This is a genomic window from Kitasatospora sp. NPDC024654 (assembly GCF_055559155.1).
This window is the reverse complement of the sequence record NZ_JBVHLF010000031.1, coordinates 14,214-37,403: the sequence shown is the minus strand read 5'-3', so window position 1 is coordinate 37,403 and position 23,190 is coordinate 14,214. Positions and strand designations below refer to the sequence as shown.

The window sequence follows — 23,190 nt, the reverse complement described above, 5'->3', positions numbered from 1 at the left end:
CCCCGCCCCACCCCCCCCCCCCCCCCCCCCCCCCCCCCCCCCCCCCCCCCCCCCCCCCCCCCCCCCCCCCCCCCCCCCCCCCCCCCCCGAGCCCGGTCCTACGCTCGCCGGATGACCGAGCGATCCACCGACCACCCCCACCACGTCCTGACCGAGCGGCTGGAGCTGCGTGCCGTCCGCCTCGACGACCTCGACCCGCTCCACGCGATCAACTCCGACCCGGACGGTTGGCGCCACCTCCCCGAGGGCCGGCACGCCGAACCGGCGGTCACCCGGGACTGGATCGAACGGGCCCGGGCCCGTTGGGCGGACGGGCTGAGCTACTGGGTCGCTCGGTTGCGCACCGACGGCACGGTGGTCGGCGTCGGCGGGGTCCAGCTCACCGGGCGCGGCTACTGGAACCTCTTCTACCGGCTGGCCACCGAGCACTGGGGGAACGGCTACGCCACCGAACTGTCCCGAACCGCGCTGGCCGCCGCGCACGAACACTCCCCGGAGGTCCCGGTGGTGGCCTGGATCCACCAGCACAACGCGGGCTCCCGGGCGGTGGCCGAGCGGCTCGGGCTGATCGACCACGGCGTGCGGCTGGACCCGTTCCACCGCGACATGCTGTACCAGTACGCGGACCGCGCGATACCGATCGTGGACTGACCACCCGCCAACACCCGTGCGGCCCGGGCTGGATGAGGTGTGGAGGCTGGGAGTTTCCGGTGAACTCGCTTCCGGGCTCCCAGCTTGGTCCGCTAAGGTCCGCCCGAACTGTCAGCCGCACCGGTCGCCCCGGCGCGGCTGAGACACCGTCGCGCTTCGCCGGGTCCCGGGCCGGGCGCACATCCTCGTGAGGTGCTCACCCCATGCGTCGCAGTCTCGCCCTCGCGGCCGTCACCACCCTCGCCTCCTCGGTCGTGCTGACGGGGGCCCAGGGTGCGCTGGCCGTGACCGGCACCTCGCCGTCGGCCAAGCCGTCGAACGCGCGGCACGTCGCGCCCACCGCCGCTCCGTCGCTGTCGGCCGACGCCACGCCGGGCTCCGACGCCTCGCCGACCGCGGCCGACGCGGGCACGCCGGTGACCGCCGAGCCGACGCTCAAGGTCCAGGGGCTGGCCCGGCAGGTCACCGCCGGCGGCGGCGCCACCCAGTTCAGCGTCTCGCTCACCAACCAGACCGGCTCCGACCTGGTCTTCTACCCGACGGTCGCGCTGGCGACCCGGGACGGCCAGCTGGGCCTCGGCACGCTGACCCTGGACTACCGGTACCGCAAGGGCGGCTGGCAGCCGGCCACGATCTCCCCCAACGACTCCGAGCTGCTGGTGCTCGACTCGCTGGACGACAGCGGCGAGCCGGCCGGGTCCGGCCTGCAGTTCGTCCCGGCCGGCCAGTCCATCACCATCCAGCTCCGGCTGAAGCTGCCCGCGGACGCCCAGACCGGTCCGGCCGCCGCCTCCTTCGTGGCCTACTGGGCGCCGGTGGACGCCCAGAAGCAGCCGACCCAGGCCGGCGAGCTGGCCTCGAGCAAGCCGGACTTCTTCTGCATCCTGCCGCCCCACAAGCCGCACCCGCACCCGACCGGCACCCCGACCGACACCGGCAAGCCCTCACCCTCGCCCTCCGCGAGCACCTCGGCCCCGGCCAGCCCGTCACCGACCGTGACCGGTTCGACCGGTCCGACCGGCCCGGCCAGCCCCTCGCCGACCCAGAGCGACTCCACCCCGCCGTCGGCGAGCCCCAGCGCGAGCAGCAGCACGAGTGGCGCGCCGACCACGACCGCGCCCGGCACGCCGGCGCCGTCCTCCTCGTCCACCACCGACCAGCCGGTGCCGTTCCCGGTCACCCCGCCGAAGTCGACCCCGCTGCCGATCGCCTCGGGTGCGGTGCAGAGCGCCAAGGCCGCGGCGCCCGGCAACGACCAGCAGAGCCTGGCCTTCACCGGTGGTGGCGGGGACGCGATGCCGCTCACCATCGGCGGCGCGGCGGCGCTGGTGATCGGCGCGGGCACCCTGGTGGCGCTGCGCCGCCGCAAGGCCGGTGACCACGCCTGACGGCCACCCCGCTGACCTGCTGTCTCCTCTACGTTGGCCGGCCGAAGGCTCGACGTCGGCCTGCCGTTCCTGTTGATCGCATAGGATGTTCGGCCGAGGGGGCCGGTGCGGGGAAGAGGAACAGGTGCGCGAAGCCAGCGAAGAGGAGGCGACGACCGACTACGGTGCTGACACCGGTCGGATCGCGAGTCTGCCCGTCCGCCGTCATCATGCGCTGCTCACTCTCTGGACGATCATCTGGTTCGTGATCGTGGAGCCGAGCGGCGGCGTCTCCTGGCACTACCTGCGCCAGGGCGAGCAGCTGCTCTTCGCCAACCAGCCGGACGGCGGCCTCTCGCTCTACGCGCACCACCCCGAGCTGCAGATCGGCCCGGTCAGCCTGGCCGCGGCCAGGCTCTTCTCACCGTTCCCGGACAAGGTCGGCCAGATCCTGGCCGAGGGCACGATGTCCGCGCTCGGCCTGATCATGCTGGTGCTGGTCGGCCGGACGGCCGCCTGGTACTACCGCGGCACCGGGACCAACCACCGCCGGCTGCAGCAGCGGATCCTGATCGCCGGCCTGGCCTTCATCCCGATGTGGGTGGAGGTCTCGGTCCGCTTCGCGCACCTCGACGACGTGCTGGCGCTCTTCTTCACCACGCTCGCGGTGCACGCCCTGGTCCGCAACAAACCGACCGCGGTGGGCATCTACCTGGCGCTCGCGGTCGACTCCAAACCGTGGGCGATCTCCTTCGTGCCGCTGATCCTGGCCCTGCCGCGGCCGGTCTGGCTGCGCACCTTCCTCTGGATGAGCGGGCTGATCGCGGCCGCCTGGCTGCCGTTCTACCTGGGCAACCTGGGTTCGATGGCGGCGGCCAAGTTCACCATCCCCAACCAGCCGGCCTCCTCGCTGCGCTGGCTGGGCGTTTCGGACCCGTCCACGCCGGTGTGGGACCGGCCCGCCCAGTTCGCGATCGGGATGGGCCTGGGCACCCTGGCGGTGCGCCGCGGGCGCTGGCCGGCCGTGGTGCTGGTCGGCGCCAACGCCCGGATCCTGCTCGATCCGAGCGTGTACACCTACTACACCGCCTCCATCCTGCTCGGCACGCTGCTCTGGGACGCGGTCGGCCAGCGCCGGCTGGTGCCCTGGTGGAGCTGGATCGCCCTGGTCTCGCTCTACGGCGGCACGCTCTTCATCCCGTCCGACCCGGCGCGCGGGTTCGTCCGGCTGGCCTTCGTGGTGATCTCCACCGCGTACGTGCTGCTCTGGCCCAGCAAGCCGCCGCGTCGCGGCCGGGGGAGTACGGGCGGCCGGGGCGGTGGCCGCCGGCGCGGGCTGCCGAAGCCGCGGCACGAGCACACGCTGGCCACCACGCCCGGCTGAGGTCCGGCACGGCTGCCGCTTGACCCTCACGTGACGTCAGGGTCGAGAGTGGTGCTCGAGCAAGGAGGGAGCACCCCGATGAGCGGTTCCACCGGCCTCCGGACGGCCGGCTACTCGGTCGGCGAGGTCGCCCGGGTGGCCAAGGTCACCGTGCGGACCCTGCACCACTACGACCGGATCGGTCTGCTGTGCCCCGGCGGGCGCACCACGGCCGGCTACCGCCGGTACGACGACGCCGATCTGGGCCGGTTGCAGCGGATCCTGTTCTACCGCGAACTCGGGTTCTCCCTGGAAGAGATCGCGGCCATCCTCGACGACCCGGGCACCAGCCCCATCGAGCACCTCAGACGCCAGCGTCGGCTGCTGCGGGAGCGGATCGGTCGCCTGGAGGAGTTGGCCGCGGCCGTCGAACGCGCCATGGAGGCAGAGAAGATGGGCATTCAGCTGACGCCGGAGGAGAAGTTCGAGGTCTTCGGCCCGGACTACCGGGAGAGCTGGGAGAGCGAGGCCGAGCAGCGCTGGGGCGAGACCGCGGCCTGGCAGGAGTCGCAGCGCCGCACCGGCCGCTACACCAAGGAGGACTGGCAGCGGATCCAGACCGAGACGGACGCCCTCACCGGGCGGATGGCCGCCGCCATCGCCGCCGGCGTGGCACCCGACAGCGGTCCGGCGATGGACCTCGCCGAGGCCCACCGGCTGCAGATCAGCGAGTACTACTACGACTGCGGCCACTCGATGCACCGCTGCATGGCGGGGATGTACGTGGGCGACCCGCGGTTCACCGCGAACCTCGAGAAGAGCGCGCCCGGCCTGGCCCGCTGGCTGCACGACGCCATCGTCGCCAACGCCGACCGGGCCGAGGCCGCCGGCTCGGCGCGGTAGCTTCGGGCCGGCCGGGTCCTCAGGCCACCCCGCGGCCGAAGGTGCGCCGGTAGGCCGTGGGTGAGGTGCGCATGGTGCGGCCGAAGTGGTGTCGGAAGGTGGCGGCGCTCTCGAAGCCGACCGCGGCGGCGATCTCCTCGACCGTGCCGTCCAACGACTCCAACAGCGGGAGGCTGGCCGCGATGCGCTGGGTGACGACCCAGCGCATCGGGCTGGTCCCGTTCCGGGCGGTGAAGTGCCGCAGGTAGGAGCGGTCGGACATGCGCGCGGCACGGGCCAGCAGCGAGATGGTCAGCGGTGAGGAGAGGTGGTCCAGCGCCCACTGCATGCTGCGGGCGATCCCGTCGTCCTCCTCGACCGGCTTGACCGCGGCCTCGATGAACTGGGCCTGCCCGCCGTCCCGGTGCGGCGGCACGACGAACCGGCGGGCCACCGTGTTGGCGACCCGGGCGCCGTGGTCGCGCCGGATCAGGTGCAGGCAGAGGTCGATGCCGGCCGCGCTGCCCGCACTGGTCAGCAGGTCGCCGCCGTCCACGTACAGCACGTCCGGGTTGACCCGGACCAGCGGGTGTCGCTGCTGGAGGAGTTGTGCGTAACGCCAGTGCGTGGTGGCCTCCCGGCCGTCCAACAGGCCGGCGGCGGCCAGCGCGAAGGCGCCGGAGCAGATCGAGACGATCCGGGCGCCGCGCTCGTGCGCCGTGCGGAGCGCCGCGACCAGGCCGGGGGAGACCTCGCCGCCGAACGGGTTCGGCACCCCGGCCACGATCACCGTGTCGGCGGCGGCGAGTTCGTCCAGACCGTGCTGGGCGACCAGCGAAAGGCCACCCAGGGCGGCCAGCTGGGCACCGGGTCGGTCGGCGCAGACCTTGAGGCCGTACCAGGGGGTGGCCAACAGCCCGGCGAGTTCGGGCCGGGCCAGCGCGAACACCTCGACCACCACGCCGAGTTCGAACGGCGCCATGCCGTCGAAGGCGTACACCGCGACGGTGTGCACCGGCTCGGGGCGGCGTCCGATCGTCACCGGGACGGGCTGTGGGCTGCGCGGTTCGGCCATCGGTCCCCCTGAGGCGCTTGGCGGGATGTTGGCGAGTGTAGTCGTTCCCGCCACTGTCCCGGCCGGGCGGCCGGGCCCGATGATCAGGGCATGGCCGGAGCGTGCCGGCAACCGCCCCCCAGGAGAACGAAGATGACCACCGCCAGCGCCAACTCGCCCGTCACCGCGATCCCTTCACCCGCCCCCGAGCGCGCCTTCGCCTTCTTCGCCGAGCGGCTCGGCTGCCAGGCCGACCCGGCCGACGTCTGGTACGCGCTGCGCGACGGACGGCGGGACTTCACGCTGCTCGACGTCCGCGCGGAGGGCGCCCACCGCCGCACCCACCTGCCGGGCGCGCTCAGCCTGCCGCTCGCCGGGCTCACCGCGGCGAAGGTGGCCGAACTCCCGCCCGGCCTGCTGGTGGTGTACTGCTGGGGCCCGGCCTGCAACGGCTCGACCAAGGCCGCGATGCGGCTCGCCGCGCTCGGCCGGGAGGTCAAGGAGATGATCGGCGGCCTGGAGTACTGGATCCGCGAGGGCTGGCCGACCGAGGGCCGCCGCCCGGTCGACCCGAAGACCGCCACCCCGGCCGACCTCGGCCTGGTCTGCTGAAGCCCGCTCCGCTGGGGCCCGGTGCGTTGCGGATTGGCCTGGAGTCGTCAACCGCGCTGCCGTCCACGGGAGTTCACCCGTGGACGGCAGCGGTCGCGAACTCAGGCGGTCAGGCCGGCCATCCAGGCCTCGACCTCCTCGGCGCGGCGCGGCAGCGCGGCCGAGAGGTTCTCGTTGCCGTCGGCGGTGACCAGGATGTCGTCCTCGATCCGCACCCCGATGCCGCGGTACTCCTCGGGCACCGTGAGGTCGTCCTGCTGGAAGTACAGCCCGGGCTCGACGGTGAGGCACATGCCGGGCTCCAGCAGCGCGTCCACGTAGTCCTCGCGGCGGGCCTGCGCGCAGTCGTGCACGTCGAGGCCGAGCATGTGACCGGTGCCGTGCAGGGTCCAGCGGCGCTGCAGACCGAGCTCCAGCACCTTCTCCACGTCGTACACCGCCGGGTCCAACAGGCCCCAGGCCAGCAGGTGTTCGGCCAGCACGCGCTGCGCGGCGTCGTGGAAGTCGCGGAACCGCGCACCCGGCTTGACCGCCGCGATGCCCGCCTCCTGCGCCTCGTACACCGCGTCGTAGATCCTGCGCTGCAACGGGCTGAAGCTGCCGTTGATCGGCAGCGTGCGGGTGACGTCCGCGGTGTAGAGCGTGTGCGTCTCCACCCCGGCGTCCAGCAGCAGGAGTTCGCCCGGACGGACGTCGCCGTCGTTGCGCACCCAGTGCAGCGTGGTGGCGTGCGGGCCGGCGGCGCAGATCGAGCCGTAGCCGATGTCGTTGCCCTCGACCCGGGCGCGGCGCCAGAAGGTGCCCTCGATCCAGCGCTCCGAGGTGGCCACGGCCTGGCCCAGCTCGCGCACCACGTCGGTGAACCCGTTCACCGTGGAGGAGCAGGCGGCGCGCAGCTGGCCGATCTCCCAGTCGTCCTTGACCAGCCGCAGGCCGCTCAGGAAGGTCTTCAGCTGCTCGTCCCGCTCGGCGCTGGTGAACGCCTCGACGGCGGCCTCCAGGCCGGCGTCGTAACCGCGCACGATCCGGGTCGGCACCGCCGGGTCGGCGGCGGCCAGCTCCTCGGCGGCCTTGCGGACGTCCCGGGCCGGCAGCCCGAGCAGCTGCTCGGCCTCGGCCAGGCTGTTGCGCCGGCCGACCCACAGCTCGCCGTGGCCGTCCAGCCAGAACTCGCCGTTCTCCCGGTTGGAGCGCGGCAGCAGGTAGATCGTCTCGGTGTGGCCGCCGTCACGCGGCTCCAGCACCAGCACGGCGTCCTCGCTCTGGTCGCCGGTGAGGTGCACGTACTCGCTGGCCGCGCGGAAGGAGTACTCGGTGTCGTTGGAGCGGGTGCGCAGGTTGCCCGCCGGCACGACGATCCGCTCGCCGGGGAACGCGGCGCTCAGCGCGGCCCGCCGCCGGGCGGCGTACGGGGCCTGCTCGACGGGCCGCAGGTCGCGCAGCTCGGTGTCGGCCCAGCCGGACTTCATCGAAGCGGCGAGCTCGTCGGACACCTCGGAGTAGAGCCCGTTCTTGCGGCCCTTGATGGGCTGCTCCTCCTGGCCCTCCTCGATGCCGGCCCCCTCGGGGTTGTCGGCCGCTGCCGGGGTACGGTCCTCGGTCACGTACGTCGCCTCCTTGCGAGTCTCGCCGCCCCGGACGCATCGGATCGCGACGCGGTTGGGCGGCCGTCGGTCCCATGGTACGGGCGCCCGATCAACCGTTCGGAGACCGCCGAAACCCGCCGCCCGCTACTCGAAGCGGACGGCGAGCAGGACCAGGTCGTCGGTCGCGTGGCCGGCCGGCCCGTCGCCGGCGTCCAGGCAGCTGGTCAGCAGGTGGGCGCAGAGCCGGTCGGGGTCGCCGCGCAGCTCGCGCGGGGCGTCCGCGGCGGTCTTGCGCAGTCGGGCCTGTCCGGCGCGCAGGGTCGGGCCGCAGCGTCTGGCCAGGCCCTCGGTGTAGAGCAGCAGCAGGTCGCCGCGGTCGGCGGTCAGCTCGACGCCCGGCGCCTCCCAGCAGCTCAGCATGCCGAGCGGCGCGGAGAGCGAGGTCTCCACGAAGCCGGCGCCGTAGCGGGTGACCAGCACCGGCGGGCAGTGCCCGGCCCCGGCGAGGGTGACCCGCCGCTCGGTGGGCTCCACCCAGGCGTAGACCGCGGTCGCGGTGCGGGCCGGCTCGGTGGTCTTCAGCAGCAGCTCCAGGTCACCGAGTACCGAGACCGGGTCCTCGCCCTCCAGCACCGCGTAGGCCCGCAGCGCCGCCCGGACCCGGCCCATCGCGGTGGCCGCGCCCGGGGCCGAGCCGGGACCGGCGCCCGGGCCGTCCCCGGAGACGCTGCCGACGGTCAGCCCGATCGTGCCGTCCGGCAGCGCGATCGCGTCGTACCAGTCGCTGCCGGCCGAGAGGTCGAGACCGGCGGGCACCCAGCGGGCGGCCAGCCGCACCCCGGCGACCTCGGGCAGCCGGTCCGGCAGCAGGCCGCGGCGCAGCGCGTCGCTGGCCCGCCGGCGGCGCTCCGCGAGCAGCCGGCCGGCCAGCAGCGGGGCGGCGAACGAGCAGTACCGGCGGGCGAGTTCCTGCTGCTCGGCGGTGGGCTCGGCGGGGCCGTCGAAGAACCAGACGGCGGCGCCGAGCGGGCCGTCCTCGGCGGTCGCCAGTGGCAGCGCGTAGCAGGCACCGAGACCGAGGGCGGCCGCCACCTCGCGGAACCGCGGACCGAGGGCCGGCTCGGCGGCCAGGTCCGGGTGGAGCAGCTGGCGCGGGCGGCCGAACGGGCGCAGCAGTCCGGCGAACGGCCCGTCCTCCATCGGCACGGTCTCCAGCGTGCCGAGCGCCGCCTGGTCCAGGCCCAGCCCGACCATCGGCCCGTAGCCGGCCCGGTCCGGCCCGTCGAGGTCGTCGGAGCCGTCCGGGCCGCCGTACGGGCCGCGGCCCGCGCCACCCGCGCCGCCGTCGGTGCGCTCCCGGGCGACCGGCACCAGCAGCGCCCGCCGGGCGCCCAGCAGGTCGGCGCCGGACTCCAGCAGCGCGGTCAGCGTGCCGGCCAGGTCGCGGGCCTGGGCGAGTCGCTCGGTGTGCCGGCACAGCCAGTCGAGCGCGGCCAGCCGGTCCGCGGGCCGGTAGGCGGTGGCGGGCTGCGGCGGCTCCAGCAGGGTGGCCAGCCCGCCCGGCCCGGCTGGCGCGGGCTCGGCGCCGCCCTCGGCCTCGGCGGGGTCGCCCGGCCCGGGGCCAGTGCTGCGGTCGGCGGCGGACGGAAGGTTGTCACTCATGCCGCAACTCCCAGCACTGGTACGTGTCGCCCGGCACCCGGGACCCGGGTGCGGGGTCCTGCCAAACCGCTCATAGTGCCCCACTTCTACACAGGACGGTCGGGACATGTCCAGGATCGGCCCCCTGCCGGATGGCTGGTTCTGCGTCGGCCCGGTGCGGCCCGTCCGGGAGTGGAGCACCCGGCCAGCGGGCACAAGCCAACCAGAGCAGAAGCCAACGGAGCGGTGCCGGCAACAGAGCGGCGCCGGCCAACGGAGCAGCGCCGATCAGGCCGCCGGACCCTGCCCGGATCGTAGGGGTCCCCCCGCCGGCGACCTCGCTGACCAGAAGTCACTCACTCGTACGGTGGAACCGGTGGACGCCGGAGCGCGTCCATCCGGTCGCATGAGGGATTCTCGTTCCACGGTCGTGCCCAAGGCCTGCCCGGTGCGCGGCCGACGTGGTACCGGGCCCGGTCGGCGCCCGAGCGGTCGCTCTGAGCAGGCCTGCGGCTCCCCGGCCGTGTCAGGTCAGGTCTCGATGGTCTCGATGGTCTTGATCCACCCGGTCGCGGAGAGGAACGATCGTGATGCGTGAGAAGCCCGGAAAGCACCGCAGGACCCGGCAGGCGCTGCTGCGGGCGGCGCTGACCTGTGCCGAGCGGTGGCGCTGGCCGGTGGTGCCGGGAGCGGTGGTGGTGGAGCGGGCGGCGGCCGGCGCGCCGCCGGAGGTCTCCTGCTCCTGCGGCAACCCGCTGTGCGCCGTGCCCGGCGCGCACCCGGCCGACCAGCCGTTGCTGGCGGCCACCACCGAGGCGCGGATGGTGCGCTGGTGGTGGGAGCAGCACAGCCCGCAGGCGCCGGTGCTGGTGCCGACCGGGCGGGTGGTGTCGGCGGTGAGCCTGCCGGCCGCTGCCGGGGCGCGGCTGCTCGCGTACTTCGACGCGCTGCGGGTGCCGACCGGCCCGGTGCTGGCCACCCCGACCCGGTACGCGCTGCTGGTGGCACCGTTCTCCTACCCCGAGCTGGCCGAGCTGCTGGCGGCCCAGGAGCCCACGCTGCGGCCGGGCGGTGGGCCGGGCGAGGTGCCGACCTCGGTGCGCTACCACGGGCCGGACGGCTATCTGGTGCTGCCGCCCTCGCGGACCGGGACGGGTGGCGCGGCGGCGGTGCGCTGGGTGCGGCGGCCGGTGGCGCGGCCGGAGGGGGGCGTTCGGCTGCCGCGGGTGGCGAGCCTGCTGGAGGCGCTGGTGGCGGCCGGAACGGCGGCGCCGGACGACAGCCGGCTGACCTACTGAGGGGGTGTCCGGCGGCCTTGTCGGGCGCCCCGACGGGCGGTCCGGCCCCGGAAATGGAAGATCCGGCCGCTGGCGACGGGGGATGCACCAGCGACCGGACTGTTTAGACAGTAACAAGGATTGGCGCTGTAGCCAATTTCCCTGCACGGCCCGACGCCCCGGAACCCGGGTTATCGGGCCGGAATGTGATCGGAGTCATACTGCGGGCGGTCAAACGATCTTGCCAGCCCAGCACCGTTCAGTTCAGGGTGACCTGACGGTTCACCAGATTCGCCCGGGCCCGCCGCTCGTCGCCGGAGAGCTCCGTGCGCACCGTCAGGGCGCCGGCCAGCCGCTCGGCGAAGGCCGCCGCGGGCTTCTCGCAGTCGGCGGCCGACATCTGCGTCGGCAGGTCCCAGACCGGCACGGTCAGCCCGTGCGCGCGGAACGAGCCGACCAGCTTGGTGCCCTCGCCGAGCGAGGCCTCGCCGGCCGCCGAGAGCCGGGCCAGCGCGTCCAGCAGCTGCTCCTCCGGCACGGTCATCACCCAGCGCAGGTGGTTCTTGTCCGGGGTGCCGCACCAGTAGGCCGAGTCCACGCCGGTCAGCTTCTCGGTGGGGATCGCCGAGGCGTTGGCGCGCTCCAGCGAGGCGGCCACCTCGCCGGTGGCGGACTCCGCGTCCTCCAGCCAGAACTCGAAGCCGGTGTGCACGACGGGCGTGAACTCAGCCTTCGGGTCGAGAAGTTCCTGCAGTCGACGGCCGGGCGCGGCCCGCCGGGTCGGCACCGGGCTGCCCGGCTCGGTGACCAGCGCCTGCTCCAGGGCGTCCGCCAGGTCGCGGCTCAGGTCGCCGGAGGAGGACTGGGTCTGCAGGCCGAGCAGGATCGAGCCGTCCGGGCGGCGCAGCGCCGGCCAGGCGAGCGGCAGCACGGTCGCCAGCGTCACCGACGGCACCTCGCCCTCGGTGCTCTCCAGCACGCCGGCGGCCAGGGTCAGCTCGACCGTGGCCGCCGGCACCAGCTCACGCAGCGCCACCCAGTCGGCCTCGCCCGGCAGTCCCTCGAACGGACGGTGCACCAGCTCCTGGACGGCGTGCGCCGCCTCCCGTCCGTGGCAGGCCTTGTAGCGGCGGCCGGAGCCGCAGGGGCAGGCCTCGCGGGCCCCGACCACCGGGACGCTGCCGGCGGACGCGCCGGGACGGCTGGGCTGGGACGACTTCTTGGCGGCCTTCTTGGCCATGGTGCGGCTCTCCCGGGAACGGTGGTGTCTTTTGTCTCCCGGGCAGCCTACTGAGGTTTCCCCCGCCCGCCGTGCCCTCGAGGACTCCCCGCGGCCCCCCGTGTTCCGCCACGGTCCGTCAGGCCGACCGGGCGTGCTCGGTGTACGCGGACAGCGCGGCCCAGACCGTCACCTCGCCCGGCGCGTCCCGCACCCCCCAGTCGGTGGCCAGCCGACCGACGATGCTCAGCCCCCGGCCGCCCTTCGCGGTGAGCGAGGGCCGGGCCGGCTGCGGCCGGGTGGCCGCGCCGCCGTCGGTGACCTCCAGGGTCAGCAGCCCGTCCGGGTGCACCTGCCAGCGCACCAGGACCCCGCCCTGGTCCTCCGGCACGCCGGGGGCGCGGTGGGCCGAGTGGACGCCCCGGGCGTCCGCTGCCCGCCGTGCCGCACGCCGTGCCGCACGCCGGACCGCGTGCCGGGCCCCGACCGGCGCGCCGACCAGCAGCGCGTCCAGTTCGGCCGCCTCCGCCGCGGCCTCCGCCGCGGCCTGCGCCCCGGCGTCCGGCTCGTTCGGTTCGGATTCCGCGGAGTTCCGCAAATCATCCGACCGCTCCAGGAATTCCTCCCCAACCCCCCCGTCGAGATCCAGCAACGGAGCAAGTGGCCGCGCATAGCGGCAGGAATTGCTGAGCAGTTCGGAAAGGATCAGAACCGCGTCATCGATGACGGTGTCGGGCACCTCCCGGTCGCCCAGATCCCGCCTCAGGCGGCGCCGTGCGGCCCCGACACTGGCCGGACCGTGCGGCACCGCCATGGTCGATGAAGTCGGCACTTCGCGCGCCACCATCAACGCCACCCCCGGACCTCCTTCAGCGTTTGCCGAGGGATGGATGCCCCGGGGGAATGGGCCGGAAACAGACGGCTCCGATCGTGGCCGGTCAATTGTCGAGTTACCTCGAGGGCGGCCACACGCTGTGCGCAAATGGTGATTAACTGATTACGCTGCGTCGACCAGGGGAGCGGGATTGCGCACGCCGGGGCCGCCGTGCCACCCCCGCCCGCGCCCCGCGTACGCCAATTCGCGGCACGGGAGCCCTGCCGGAGCGGCTCGGTGGCGGGCTCCGCCGAACGACTCAGCGGCCGAGCTCGGCCAGCACCTCGCGTGGCCGGTTGGTGATGATCGCCTCCACCCCGAGGTCCAGGCAGAGCTCGACGTCCTTCGGCTCGTCCACCGTCCACACGTGCACCCGGTGGCCGGCCGCTCGCAGCCGGGGCACCAGGTCGGGCTGCCGGCGGACCAGCTCGATGCCCGGTCCGGCGATCGCGGCGCCCGCCGGCAGGCCCGCGCCGGGCCACAGCCGCAGCGGCAGGGTGTGCTCGAAGAGGAAGACCCGCGGGTAGTCGGGGGCGGCCGCCCTGACCCGGCCCAGCGCGGCCGCCGAGAAGCTCATGATCCGGGCGTGCGGGCGCTCGTCGTCGCTCGGCGTGGCCGCGATCCCGTACCGGTCCAGGGCGCGCAGCAGCTTGGCCTCGACCCGGCCGGCGAAGCGCACCGGGTGCTTGGTCTCGATCGCCAGATCCACCCGGCGCCCGCAGTCGGCGACCAGCTCCAGCAGGCTCTCCAGGCGCAGCAGCGGCTGCCGGGCCGGGCCGCCCGCGGCGTCCGCCTTCCACGAGCCGAAGTCGTACGCGGACAGCTGGGCCAGGGTCTGCCCGGAGACCGTGCCGCGGCCGTTCGAGACCCGGGTGACGGTCCGGTCGTGGACGCAGACCAGGTGGCCGTCGGCGGTCACCCGGACGTCGCACTCGACCGCGTCCGCGCCCTCCGTCAGGGCCCGCTGGTACGCCGCCAGGGTGTGCTCGGGCAGGGCGGCGGAGGAACCCCGGTGGGCCACCACCTGGACCGCCGAGGGGGTGCGGGAGGGGTAGGTGCGGGAGAGGTCGGGAGTTGTCACGGCCCCAACACTAGGACGTCCGGGTGGCTCGAATGCAACGGCCGTGCGAACCACGGGTGCCGCCGGGCCCTACCGCGCGGCCGGGCGGACCAGCAGGTTGAGCACCCAGGTGGCCAGGCCGGCGACCAGGAAGGAGAAGAGCGAGGCCGAGGACCACTGCTGTGGGGTGAAGTGGGTCAGCGACTGGAGGTCCGTCCAGATCCCGGTCCACCAGCCGGCGATCGCGGTGGGCGCCAGGAACTGGTAGACCGCGAAGCCGAGCGCCCACGGCAGCAGCATCAGCGGCCGGGCCGGGGAGTCCTGCGAGAGGTCCCAGCCGCGCCGGCCGTGGCCCAGGAAGAAGTCCACCGCCAGCACCGCGAGCAGCGGCACGAAGACCGAGCCGATCAGGCCGAGGAAGTTGTAGTACGAGTCGGTGAACTGCTTGATCTGCAGCGCCAGCACGGTCACCAGCACGCCGATCCCGCCGGTCAGCAGCCGCCGGTCCACCCGGGGGAAGAGGTTGTGCACCGACATCGCGGTCGAGTAGACGTTCGCGAAGGACTGGTCCGCCTCGCGCAGCACCAGCACCAGCAGGAACGCCCAGCCGGCCGCCACCCCGGTGAAGGAGTCCAGCAGGTTGTCGGCGTTGCCGTGCGACTGCAGCAGCGCGATCAGGCCGAGCAGGTAGCACCAGACCTGGGCCACCGTGTAGCCGGAGAAGGTTCCCCAGAACGAGGCGCGCGGGGTGCGCGAGTGCCGAGTGTAGTCGGCGGCCAGCGGCACGAAGGAGACCGAGACGGCGATGATCGCGTCCGTTGCCTTCAGGAAACCGTGCCAGTTTCCCGCGCCCGGATCCGGGAAACCCTGGCGGCCGAGCTGGACGGTGAAGTAGACCATCGCCACGCCGACCGCGATCGCCACGTACTTGCGCAGTGCCGCGATCGAGCCCAGCGGCCAGATCGTCAGCACCGTGGTGAGCACCCCGGCGAGCAGCACGAAGAGCCAGCGCCAGCCCTGGGTGCCGGAGACCGTCTGGGCGCCCCAGGCGATCACGGTCAGCTCGTACACGCCCCAGCCGACGCACTGCAGGACGTTCAGCACGGTCGGCAGGTACGACAGCCGGGTGCCGAACAGCCCGCGCAGCACGGCCATCGCGGGCGCCCCGGTCCGGGCGCCGATGAGCGCGGCGACCGCGAGCATCGCGGTGCCGATCACCGTGCCGGCCACGATCGCGGTGGTCGCGGCGGCGAACGACAGCTCGCTGCCCGGCTGGCCGAGCACGGTCGCGGCGCTGGTGAAGCCGATCAGGCTGATGCCCAGGTTCGCCCAGAGCGCGAACTGGTCGCGGAAGCCCAGGGTGCGCGGCGGCGCGGTGTCCAGCACCAGCGGGGCCTCGGCACGGGCCGGCCCGTCGCCGTCGGGGCGATCCAGGGTCGCCGTGCCCGAGGACGGGGGTGGCGTCGAGGACGGGGAAGGCGTCGCAGCCGTCATGGCAGACTCCCTACGCCGGCATTACCCGGACAGGTTCCGGCGGTCAGCGCTCCCTCGCCCGCACCGGCTCACTCGCCATGGCGTACGGTCGACCAGCGCACTCTCAGCCTGGTGGGTCCAAGCTCCCGCGTGTCAGATGTGGCAGTCAGGGTAGCCCGGCGTGCGGATTACGCCAAAGCGGGGAGGCGCGCCGTCCCGGATCGCGGAACTTCTGTCGGGGGAGCCCGGCCGGGCGCTGGTGCTGTCGGGTTGACCTAAGGATTCTTAACAGTTCTTCAGGTAGCTCCTTACGGCAACCAGATCGGGCATAGGAAAAACTATGGGCCAAGGTCCTGTCAGCTATGGAGGTCGTCCGTGAGCACCGAGCACGAGAGTGGCTCCACCGGGCCGCAGGGGGAGCAGCTCTCCAGCGGTACCGGTGAGCCGGGGGGCACGCCGTCGGTGGGTGAGTCGCAGCCGACCCTCGCGTTCGCCAAGCTGAGCGGCGAGGAGCCCACACCGGCGCCCGCCGCGCCCGCCGCCCCTGTTGCCCCCGCTCCTGCCACCCCCGCCGACGCCGAGCCGACCACGGAGCTGCCGGCCGCCGCGCCCGCCCCGGCTCCCGCTCCGAAGTACCTGGACGCGCCGCCCCCGGTGCTGCCCGCCCCGCCGGCCGCCCCGCCGGCTCCCGCCCTGGCCGAACCGCCGGCCAACCCGTACGCCGCGCCGACGCCGCCGGTCACCCCCGGCCCGCCGGCCGGTGCCGCCGCGCACGCCGAGCACCACCCGTTCGGCGCCGGCCACCCGGTCGGCGGCTGGGGCGCCGGCCCGGGCGAGCCCGGCGCGCCGGGTGGCCCCGGCTACCCCGGTGGCTACCCGGGCGACTACGGCACCCCCGGCCAGCCGCCGAAGAAGCGCGGCGGGCTGATCGCCCTGGTCGCCGCCGTCGCGCTGGTCGCGGGCGTGCTGGGCGGCGTGGTCGGCGCCGCGGTCAACGGCGACTCGTCCGGCCCGTTCAGCTCCGGCAGCAGCCACAGCAGCACCACGACCACCGTCAGTGACAACACCAAGGCGCTCAACCGGGCCCCCGACTCGATCGCCGGGATCGCCGCCAAGGCGCTGCCCAGCACCGTCACCATCAAGGCCGACGGCAGCCAGGAGTCCGGCACCGGCACCGGGTTCGTCTTCGACACCCAGGGCCACATCATCACCAACAACCACGTGGTGGCCCCGGCCCAGGGCGGCGGCAAGCTGACCGTCAAGTTCTCCGACGGCTCCGAGTACTCCGCCTCGGTGGTCGGCCAGGCCAAGGGCTACGACATCGCGGTGATCAAGCTGGACAACCCGCCGGCCGGCAAGCTCGTCCCGCTCCCGCTGGGCGACTCCGACCAGGTCGCGGTCGGCGACGCCGCGATCGCCATCGGCGCGCCGTACGACCTGGAGTCCACCGTCACCTCCGGCATCATCAGCGCCAAGAACCGCCCGGTCGCCTCCGGCGACGAGAGCGGCGTGCAGACCTCGTACATGAACGCGCTGCAGACCGACGCCTCGATCAACCCGGGCAACTCCGGCGGCCCGCTGCTCAACGCGAGCGGCCAGGTGATCGGCATCAACTCGGCGATCCAGTCGAACTCCAACGGCTCCGGCCAGGCCGGCAGCATCGGCCTGGGCTTCGCGATCCCGATCAACCAGGCCAAGCGGGTGGCCCAGATGCTGATCCAGACCGGCACCCCCGTCTACCCCGTCCTCGGCGTGCTGCGCAACGACCAGTACAACGGCGACGGCGCCCAGATCTCGCCCACCGCCATCCAGGGCACCCCGGCGGTCACCCCCGGCGGCCCGGCCGACAAGGCCGGCCTCAAGCCCGGCGACGTGATCACCAAGCTCGGCGGCGTGCTGATCGACAACGGCCCGGCCCTGGTCAGCGAGATCTGGACGCACGCCCCGGGCGACCAGGTCCCGGTCCAGTACACCCGCAACGGCCAGACCATGACCACCACGGTCACCCTCGGTAGCCGCACCGGAGACCAGAACTGACCCCACCCCCCAAACTGGTGCCCCGCACCCCCTCCGACCCGTTAGGCTGACCTCCGCCTGGAGAGCTGCCCGAGCGGCCTAAGGGAACAGTCTTGAAAACTGTCGTGCGGTGACCCCGTACCGTGGGTTCGAATCCCACGCTCTCCGCTGGTGGGGAAAGCCCAGATCAGGGCGGGTATCGGCCAAGTGCCGATACCCGCCCTTTTCGATTCCTGTGCCAGGGTGTCCCACCTGTGTGTCGGTCGTGGCCAGCTCGCGTGGAACACCTGTGGAACGGCCTGGCCCGGAGCCAGGGTGTGCCCGGCGTGCATCTGCTGGCCATGGCGCCCGTCGTTCCCCTGCATGTACACCGGGCGGAGTATCGTTTCGACGTCCGGCAGGGTGACGGCCCGATGGGAGAGGTCGGGCGCGTGCGGGTGCCCGAGCGTGGATGGAAGTAGAGGGTGGGTGACACGTGGGGACGTCTGGCTATCGGCTGAATCGACGACGCACACGGGCTGCATCGACTGGCCAGAGCAGCTGTCGGCGCGGTCGATGACGCCGCTTTTCAGTAACTCAACGTCAGCCTTCAATACCCCAGCATGGGCAGGGCAACTCCCCAAGTTGTATGTCTATGTGGACGAGACCGGTGACCGCGGGTTCAGCAAGGGGTCCTCACCGTTCTTCGCTATGACCGCCCTGCTGGTTCCTCAAGAGATGGACTGGCATGTCCAGTACACCGCTGGCGGACTTCGAGCACTGATCAACACCTCAAGGCCCTTGCACTGGGTCGAACACTTCAAAGCTAAGCACCCGGAGCGCCGCCGCCGGGCGGCTCACGTGCTCGCGCAGATTCCTGCGGTGAAGACCATCCATGTGATCGCCGATAAGGCCACCATGTCACCAGGTAGCCACCTTCGGCAGAACTCAGATGCTTTTTACAACTTCACATCCAAGTACCTGCTGGAGCGGATAGCCAAGGCCGCTAAGTTCTGGGATGGCGGACCCCGTTTGGCGATCACTCAGCTGGGGGCTGTCAAAGGTATGGACCACGGGGAAACCAGGCGTTACCTCGACTACATCCGCGCTGCTGGCCGGTCCTATGACGCACCCTGGGACCACATCTCCTGGCCGCCGAAGTGGTATGACACCCATCAGCACGATGGCATCCAGCTTGCCGATATTTACGCTGGCATGCTCAATATCGCCCTCAGTGGCATTCCCGGAGACCGGGACTGCGCGCAGTACTTGCGTCAGTGTCGACACCAGGTTCACCGCAGCTCAGGTGGGACGATCCTTGGTTACGGGATGAAGATGATTGGGTCGCCTGGCTTCCTGTCGAGTAGGGCATGGTGGGGAGACCTCCACCAGCCCTTGGCATGACGAAACCCTCTGGAGGGTCCTGGGCGCCACTGCCACCTCTTGCGGGTGGAGGATCCAGTTGCCTGGTTCCGACGATCCCAGCAACCCACCAAAGGGTTCCGTACAGCCATCCAACGGCATAAGGAAGATCCAGTCAACCGAGCCAGGTGATCGATGCCAAGCCGTGTCCTTGTGGGGATCTGCCTTCGATTCGAAGGAAGCATGCGGTGCGACCCTGCTACTGGCTGCAAGGTCGCACCTCGCTCCTTCAAGCGTTTCTACAAGAGGGGTACGACACGCGGACTAGTCGACTCGAAGGGATGACTGGCTCCGCTGAGTGCAGCAACGTCTAGCTGGGCAGGTCCTGCCCGTCCAGGAACCGCTCGATCAGCGTATTCGCGCGCTCTTGACGCCCATTGATGATCTTTGCGTAGAACCGGAGCAGGACGGCGACGCTGTGTCCGGCTCGTCGGGCTACCTCGGTCTGATCGACACCCGCGGCCAGCCAGCCGGACACGGCGGTGTGCCTGCACGAGTACGGCACGCTGGCGAGTGCGGTGGTCGCCTCTTCGGGTGCCAGTGCGAGCTTGCGGGCCTCTTTCCAGACGGCTGCGGTCTCCTTGGTCAGCAGCCGTCCGCCCTCGGCAGCACGGAACAGCCTGCCATCGGGTGCGGTCCCGAACTCATCGACGTGTTCGCGCAACAGCTGGACCAGCACCGGAGGGATCGGAACCTCCCTGGTGGCCTTCCGCGCTCGGCGCTTCAAACTCCGCTCCTCGTGCGACTGCCCGTCGTCGGTCCACCGGGAACCGACCCGGGGGGAGCTGCTGCCGAGCACCAGCTGACCCCACCCGGCTTCAGGCAGGGTGCAGTCAGTGAGGCGGAGATTCGTCCCCTCAGCCGGGCGCGTTGCGGCGTACAGGATGCATCCGTAGAACGCCTTCAGGTGCTGGCCCCGGTCCGAGACCTTCGCGGCGGCTTCCAGCAGTGCCCGGCCCTGTTGCGGGCTCGGCACCCACCGGAAGTCGATTTCGTCGTCAGTCTCCGGTGGCGTCCAGTCGATGAATTGCAGCGGGTTACCGGGCAGGCGGCGGCGCTCCACCGCGTACCGCAGCGCGTTGTTGAATACCATCCGCTTGCGGTTGATGGTGTTCTCAGCCGCGACCTTGCCGTTCAGCAGCCGGGCGATGGCGTCCAGGGCGATGCGGACGGTTTCGGAGTCCTCCAGCCGGCCCAGTTCGATGGATTTCGTGGTGATCCAGGCGAGCGCGGTGGTGATCTCCTCGGGCGGTTCCGGCTGGTGCTCCGAGAAGTTGAACGCCCAGCAGGAGAGTGCACGGCGGAGTACCCGCCGATCCGGCTGCCCCCGGCGATCGGTCACCAGCACCTCGGTGATCGTGGCGAGTGCATCGGCACGTGTGGCGCGGTTCTTCGCCGATGACCTCGGCCACTTTGCCTCGGCGTACTGCTTGGCGTGGGCGAACCACGTCACCTGGTTGAGCTTCCGCAGCTCGGAAGCGGGCAAGCCGGTGTCCACGTCGAACGGCTCGCCTTTGCGCTGAGCTGTCATCAGCTCGGACCGCCGGCCGTCGGCGAGCGCGTTCGTGGCGAACGTCTTGGAATGCGGCTTCTGGCCTACTCGCCAGCGGAGCTGATGGGGCTTCCGCCCGCGGCCAAGGTCGCGCAGGGCGTAGATCTGGACTTCGAAGGTGAGCAATCTGGCTCCAGAAATGGAGGGAGCCCCGGTGTTGGCCGGGGCTCCGAGAGGGGATGTGGCGAGGTCAGGCGACGGGGTCCAGCTCCTGCGCGGCCCACCAGTCGTCGAGGGCACTCCGGCGGATCCGGATCTGGTTGTTGGGGAGCTTCATGATCTTCGGTCCCTTGCCCCGGGCGACCATGCGGTAGAAGGCAGAGCGGGACATGTCGATCTCTTCGAGGACGGCGCCAAGCTTGAGCTTCGGGTCCTGCGTGGGCATCGTGCTTGCTCCTCCCGGGTCAGCAGGTGGGGTGTTTGCGGGCGCCGACGGCGGCGAGGACGGCGTTCATGGGGGTGTGGCAGACCGTGCAGAGGGGGTGCGGGCCAGAGATTGGCTGCAAAACAGCGTCCGCAGCGTCCGCAGCGTCCGCATGGGGGTTGCGGTGCTGGTCAGGGGTGGTGTGGGGTGCGGACGCTGTGGCGGGCTCAGCGTCCGCATCAGCGTCCGCAGCGTCCGCAATCGGTGGTTGCGGACGCTGTGGGGGGTCGTTGCGGACGCTGTCGGGTGGGTCAGCGTCCGCAAGAGTGGGCTGGTCAGCGGGGGTTGCGGACGCTGCGGACGCTGCGGACGCTGAAATCCCGCTGTCTCTGATGACGGTGAGGGTGATGAGCTTGGTCCGCTTGCGGTCGGTGGCTCGGCGGGTGTCGTCGTAGCCGATCCCGACCGAGCGCAGGATCGGGGCGATGCGCTTCAGGTGGCCGCTGACCCTGGTTGCGTCCTTGGGCCATTTCGGGTGGAACCCGTCGGGCGGGGGGACGAGTTCGAGCAGCCGCGTGGCGCTGCCGGTCCAGGTCTCCTGTTGCTCGGCGAACGCGGCGACGGCCGAGCCGAACGGGTCTCCGTCCAGGGCGTCCGCGTTCACGTCGGCCGCGCCGGCCGTGTACGAGTGCAGGGTGTTCCATCCCTGGATGGTGTCCACGGCGGCTAGCACGCGGGCGAAGTCCGCCATGCGGGGCATCCGGTCCAGCCGGAGTCCGGGCAGGACCTTCAGGACCTTGGCGAGCAGGTCCAGCAGGGCGCCGATGATCGCCGGGCGGGCCTTGCGGAATGCGGTGTCTAGCTCCTCCTCGCTGCGGCGGTTCTCCTCGTCGATGAGCTGCAGGTCGAGCAGGAGCATGCGTTCGGCGAGGTCTCCTGCGAGTGCTCCGGCGTCGATGGTGGTCATGGCCAGCACCCGGCGGAAGGTGAGCACCACCACGTCGTCGTCGGTGTACAGGGCCCGGTCCACGATGCCGTCGCCGGTCACGGCCTTGCACAGGGTGTCGGAGAGCCAGGGCTGGATGTTGGAGACGTTGTCCAGGCACAGAGCCCAGGAGTTGAACGCCTGGGTGGCCCACGCCTTCACGTCCCGCGGCTGGGAGCGCTTCGTCGCCGGGGAGGGGTCGACCAGGTTGACCACCATCTGTGCGGCGTTGGACTTGCCGGTGCCCTGCTCGCCCTTGAACGTCACGACCGGGTGGGGGATGTGCGGGATCCACGCCGCGACCAGCCAGGCAACGAGCTGGTGGAACGCGTCGTCGTCCATGTTCAGCAGCCCGTGCAGCAGCGACAGGCCATCGTCGCTGCGGACGGGTTCGGGCATGGGGGACATGGCCCCGGAGCGGCGGAACAGCACCGGAGAGCGCGGCTCGACCTGCCAGCCCTCCGGGGTGACGACCACGCACCGGCCATCCGCAGTGCCCAGGTCCAGCACCACGCGCCCCGGACCGCCGGCCACCCGCAGGTGGACCGGCACCGGATCAACGCTGCCAGCCTGGCCTTCCAGCACGGTCATGGCATCCGCCAGCGCAGACTGAGAGGGCACCTGCCCCTCGTTGACATCGGTGAACAGCCGGGCCAGCTGAGAGCGCAACCCGGCCTTACCCCGCAGGGGCAGCACGACCGACGGTCCGCCGATCCGCACGCCGTAGGGGCGCCCGTCCTCGGACATCACCAGGTCGTAGCGGGAGCGAGCGAGAGCAACCAGCTGGGACGCCTGCGAGGGACCCTTGCCCTCGGCGGCGCTCACCGGGCAACCCGCGCGTTGCGGCGGGCGGAAGCGATCGTGGCCAGCGCGCCCCGCTCCGGGTGCCCCTTGGCCACGGCGGCATCCAACAGGACCTGTTCGACCCTGCGGGGGTCGATGCCCGCGGCGAACGCCTTGCACGCGGCCCAGAACAGACGGTCGTTCAACTCCCCTTCCCCGGAGTCCAGAACGACCCCTTCAAGGGCCGTAAGCCGCCCGCTACCGCTTGATCCGGGAACCGGCTGCACTCGGCGCTTCGGCTGGGCCGGAGGGGGCGCCAGCAGCGCCAGCAGGGCGGCCGGGGCGGGGGCGATCCTGGCGGGGTTGGTGCCGAGGGCGAAGGTGTAGCGGCCGGCCGAGCCGAGCGAGCCCGGGCCGACCAGGTAGCCGCCGGTGCCGCGCACGTCGATCCCGGGGCCCAGCTTGCTGGCGGAGTTGCCGATCCGGGCGCCGGCCGGGGCAGTCAGCCACAGGTGGAGCCCGCCGGACGGGGTGGCGACGGTGGCGGTGTCCGGCACGACGAACCCGTGCCGCTCGGCCAGCGCCAGCAGGGCGGCCACGCCGTCCAAGCCGTTCTTACGGTCCAGGTCGATGCCGATCAGGTGGTGCGGCGGCCGGCCGCAGGCGATGCCGTAGCCGGTGGCCCACGGGGCCGCGGCGAACAGGACCCGGACGCGGTCGGGGTCGGTGGTGGCGTCGTGCACACCGTGCCCGATCCGCCCGCACTCGCCAGTGCAACGCACATCGGGCTGGTCGCGGTGCGTCCCGGGGACGGCGGGGAGCTTGATCCGGGAGAGGGGGAAGGTGTTCAGGCCACGGCCGGCGGCGGCCAGCGCGTGGGAGCGGGCGGCCCGCCAGGCGGGCGCGGGCCGGTGGTGTGGGGGCTGTGCGGTGGCGCGGGGAAGGGTCATGCTGGTGTCTCCTGTCTCCGAGGTGTCGGTGCAGGGCAACGGGAGCGGCCGGGATCCGGGCTAGGGAGCCGGCCGCTCCC

19 protein-coding genes and 1 tRNA gene are annotated in these 23,190 nt (G+C 72.4%); 9 read left to right on the top strand and 11 right to left on the bottom strand.

Annotated elements, in window-relative coordinates; all coding sequences use genetic code 11:
• Positions 1-111 precede the first annotated feature (111 nt).
• From ACZ38L_RS19765 to ACZ38L_RS19750, 4 genes are all read left to right on the top strand, one after another.
• Positions 112-651, top strand: a complete 540-nt coding sequence (locus tag ACZ38L_RS19765; protein ID WP_465694848.1) for a GNAT family N-acetyltransferase — start codon at positions 112-114, stop codon at positions 649-651.
• Positions 652-854: 203 nt separating this feature from the next.
• Positions 855-2,039 carry a hypothetical protein gene (locus tag ACZ38L_RS19760; protein ID WP_465694843.1) on the top strand — a complete coding sequence of 395 codons (1,185 nt, stop codon included), beginning with the start codon at positions 855-857 and terminating at the stop codon, positions 2,037-2,039.
• Positions 2,040-2,229: 190 nt separating this feature from the next.
• The gene (locus ACZ38L_RS19755) at positions 2,230-3,402 is read left to right on the top strand and encodes a hypothetical protein (RefSeq protein ID WP_465695037.1); all 1,173 of its coding nucleotides are present in this window, start codon (positions 2,230-2,232) and stop codon (positions 3,400-3,402) included.
• 78 nt (positions 3,403-3,480) lie between these two features.
• Positions 3,481-4,284 (top strand): MerR family transcriptional regulator, encoded by an 804-nt coding sequence (locus ACZ38L_RS19750; RefSeq protein WP_465694839.1) that lies wholly within the window; start codon positions 3,481-3,483, stop codon positions 4,282-4,284.
• A gap of 19 nt (positions 4,285-4,303) precedes the next feature.
• On the opposite strand, the gene ACZ38L_RS19745 is transcribed toward ACZ38L_RS19750, so the two are convergent.
• Positions 4,304-5,278 carry a helix-turn-helix domain-containing protein gene (locus ACZ38L_RS19745; RefSeq protein ID WP_465695033.1) on the bottom strand — a complete coding sequence of 325 codons (975 nt, stop codon included), beginning with the start codon at positions 5,276-5,278 and terminating at the stop codon, positions 4,304-4,306.
• Between the two features lie 192 nt (positions 5,279-5,470).
• Between ACZ38L_RS19745 and ACZ38L_RS19740 the strand changes: the two genes are divergently transcribed.
• Positions 5,471-5,929, top strand: coding sequence for a rhodanese-like domain-containing protein (locus ACZ38L_RS19740; protein ID WP_465694837.1), 459 nt, complete (start codon positions 5,471-5,473; stop codon positions 5,927-5,929).
• Between the two features lie 101 nt (positions 5,930-6,030).
• Here the strand turns inward: ACZ38L_RS19740 and ACZ38L_RS19735 are convergent, their stop codons facing one another.
• Together ACZ38L_RS19735 and ACZ38L_RS19730 are read right to left on the bottom strand one after the other, a co-directional pair.
• Positions 6,031-7,533 carry an aminopeptidase P family protein gene (locus ACZ38L_RS19735; RefSeq protein WP_465694835.1) on the bottom strand — a complete coding sequence of 501 codons (1,503 nt, stop codon included), beginning with the start codon at positions 7,531-7,533 and terminating at the stop codon, positions 6,031-6,033.
• A 126-nt stretch (positions 7,534-7,659) separates the two neighbouring features.
• Positions 7,660-9,177, bottom strand: coding sequence for a PP2C family protein-serine/threonine phosphatase (locus tag ACZ38L_RS19730; RefSeq protein WP_465694832.1), 1,518 nt, complete (start codon positions 9,175-9,177; stop codon positions 7,660-7,662).
• Positions 9,178-9,746: 569 nt separating this feature from the next.
• Between ACZ38L_RS19730 and ACZ38L_RS19725 the strand changes: the two genes are divergently transcribed.
• Complete coding sequence (locus tag ACZ38L_RS19725; protein ID WP_465694830.1) at positions 9,747-10,454, top strand: bifunctional DNA primase/polymerase; 708 nt, start codon at positions 9,747-9,749, stop codon at positions 10,452-10,454.
• 238 nt (positions 10,455-10,692) lie between these two features.
• On the opposite strand, the gene ACZ38L_RS19720 is transcribed toward ACZ38L_RS19725, so the two are convergent.
• From ACZ38L_RS19720 to ACZ38L_RS19705, 4 genes are all read right to left on the bottom strand, one after another.
• Positions 10,693-11,673 carry a DUF5926 family protein gene (locus ACZ38L_RS19720; protein WP_465694828.1) on the bottom strand — a complete coding sequence of 327 codons (981 nt, stop codon included), beginning with the start codon at positions 11,671-11,673 and terminating at the stop codon, positions 10,693-10,695.
• A 118-nt stretch (positions 11,674-11,791) separates the two neighbouring features.
• Positions 11,792-12,250, bottom strand: a complete 459-nt coding sequence (locus ACZ38L_RS19715; protein ID WP_465694825.1) for an ATP-binding protein — start codon at positions 12,248-12,250, stop codon at positions 11,792-11,794.
• A gap of 535 nt (positions 12,251-12,785) precedes the next feature.
• The gene (locus ACZ38L_RS19710) at positions 12,786-13,607 is read right to left on the bottom strand and encodes a glycerophosphodiester phosphodiesterase family protein (protein WP_465694822.1); all 822 of its coding nucleotides are present in this window, start codon (positions 13,605-13,607) and stop codon (positions 12,786-12,788) included.
• A 69-nt stretch (positions 13,608-13,676) separates the two neighbouring features.
• Positions 13,677-15,080 (bottom strand): purine-cytosine permease family protein, encoded by a 1,404-nt coding sequence (locus tag ACZ38L_RS19705; RefSeq protein ID WP_465694818.1) that lies wholly within the window; start codon positions 15,078-15,080, stop codon positions 13,677-13,679.
• 354 nt (positions 15,081-15,434) lie between these two features.
• Here ACZ38L_RS19705 and ACZ38L_RS19700 point away from each other — a divergent pair, with 354 nt between their 5' ends.
• From ACZ38L_RS19700 to ACZ38L_RS19690, 3 genes are all read left to right on the top strand, one after another.
• Complete coding sequence (locus tag ACZ38L_RS19700) at positions 15,435-17,096, top strand: S1C family serine protease (protein ID WP_465694813.1); 1,662 nt, start codon at positions 15,435-15,437, stop codon at positions 17,094-17,096.
• Between the two features lie 59 nt (positions 17,097-17,155).
• Positions 17,156-17,243 (top strand) — tRNA-Ser (locus ACZ38L_RS19695).
• 195 nt (positions 17,244-17,438) lie between these two features.
• Entirely contained in the window at positions 17,439-18,458 is a 1,020-nt protein-coding gene (locus ACZ38L_RS19690; RefSeq protein WP_465694809.1) for a DUF3800 domain-containing protein, read from the top strand.
• 328 nt (positions 18,459-18,786) lie between these two features.
• On the opposite strand, the gene ACZ38L_RS19685 is transcribed toward ACZ38L_RS19690, so the two are convergent.
• From ACZ38L_RS19685 to ACZ38L_RS19670, 4 genes are all read right to left on the bottom strand, one after another.
• The gene (locus ACZ38L_RS19685) at positions 18,787-20,154 is read right to left on the bottom strand and encodes a tyrosine-type recombinase/integrase (protein ID WP_465694805.1); all 1,368 of its coding nucleotides are present in this window, start codon (positions 20,152-20,154) and stop codon (positions 18,787-18,789) included.
• A 64-nt stretch (positions 20,155-20,218) separates the two neighbouring features.
• Positions 20,219-20,413: a helix-turn-helix transcriptional regulator gene (locus tag ACZ38L_RS19680; protein ID WP_396556435.1), complete on the bottom strand. Its 195-nt coding sequence runs from the start codon at positions 20,411-20,413 to the stop codon at positions 20,219-20,221.
• Between the two features lie 19 nt (positions 20,414-20,432).
• Positions 20,433-22,202, bottom strand: a complete 1,770-nt coding sequence (locus ACZ38L_RS19675) for an ATP-binding protein (RefSeq protein WP_465694798.1) — start codon at positions 22,200-22,202, stop codon at positions 20,433-20,435.
• Positions 22,199-23,110, bottom strand: a complete 912-nt coding sequence (locus ACZ38L_RS19670) for a bifunctional DNA primase/polymerase (protein ID WP_465694795.1) — start codon at positions 23,108-23,110, stop codon at positions 22,199-22,201. The genes ACZ38L_RS19675 and ACZ38L_RS19670 overlap by 4 nt, the downstream gene beginning before the upstream one ends.
• Positions 23,111-23,190 lie beyond the last annotated feature (80 nt).

What these genes read in the sequence shown, in the direction of transcription:
- ACZ38L_RS19765 (WP_465694848.1), top strand. Translation starts at nt 112, where the DNA reads ATGACCGAGCGATCCACCGACCACCCCCACCACGTCCTGACCGAGCGG.
- ACZ38L_RS19760 (WP_465694843.1), top strand. Translation starts at nt 855, where the DNA reads ATGCGTCGCAGTCTCGCCCTCGCGGCCGTCACCACCCTCGCCTCCTCG.
- ACZ38L_RS19750 (WP_465694839.1), top strand. Translation starts at nt 3,481, where the DNA reads ATGAGCGGTTCCACCGGCCTCCGGACGGCCGGCTACTCGGTCGGCGAG.
- ACZ38L_RS19740 (WP_465694837.1), top strand. Translation starts at nt 5,471, where the DNA reads ATGACCACCGCCAGCGCCAACTCGCCCGTCACCGCGATCCCTTCACCC.
- ACZ38L_RS19730 (WP_465694832.1), bottom strand. Translation starts at nt 9,177, where the DNA reads ATGAGTGACAACCTTCCGTCCGCCGCCGACCGCAGCACTGGCCCCGGG.
- ACZ38L_RS19725 (WP_465694830.1), top strand. Translation starts at nt 9,747, where the DNA reads ATGCGTGAGAAGCCCGGAAAGCACCGCAGGACCCGGCAGGCGCTGCTG.
- ACZ38L_RS19720 (WP_465694828.1), bottom strand. Translation starts at nt 11,673, where the DNA reads ATGGCCAAGAAGGCCGCCAAGAAGTCGTCCCAGCCCAGCCGTCCCGGC.
- ACZ38L_RS19705 (WP_465694818.1), bottom strand. Translation starts at nt 15,080, where the DNA reads ATGACGGCTGCGACGCCTTCCCCGTCCTCGACGCCACCCCCGTCCTCG.
- ACZ38L_RS19690 (WP_465694809.1), top strand. Translation starts at nt 17,439, where the DNA reads ATGTACACCGGGCGGAGTATCGTTTCGACGTCCGGCAGGGTGACGGCC.
- ACZ38L_RS19680 (WP_396556435.1), bottom strand. Translation starts at nt 20,413, where the DNA reads ATGCCCACGCAGGACCCGAAGCTCAAGCTTGGCGCCGTCCTCGAAGAG.
- ACZ38L_RS19670 (WP_465694795.1), bottom strand. Translation starts at nt 23,110, where the DNA reads ATGACCCTTCCCCGCGCCACCGCACAGCCCCCACACCACCGGCCCGCG.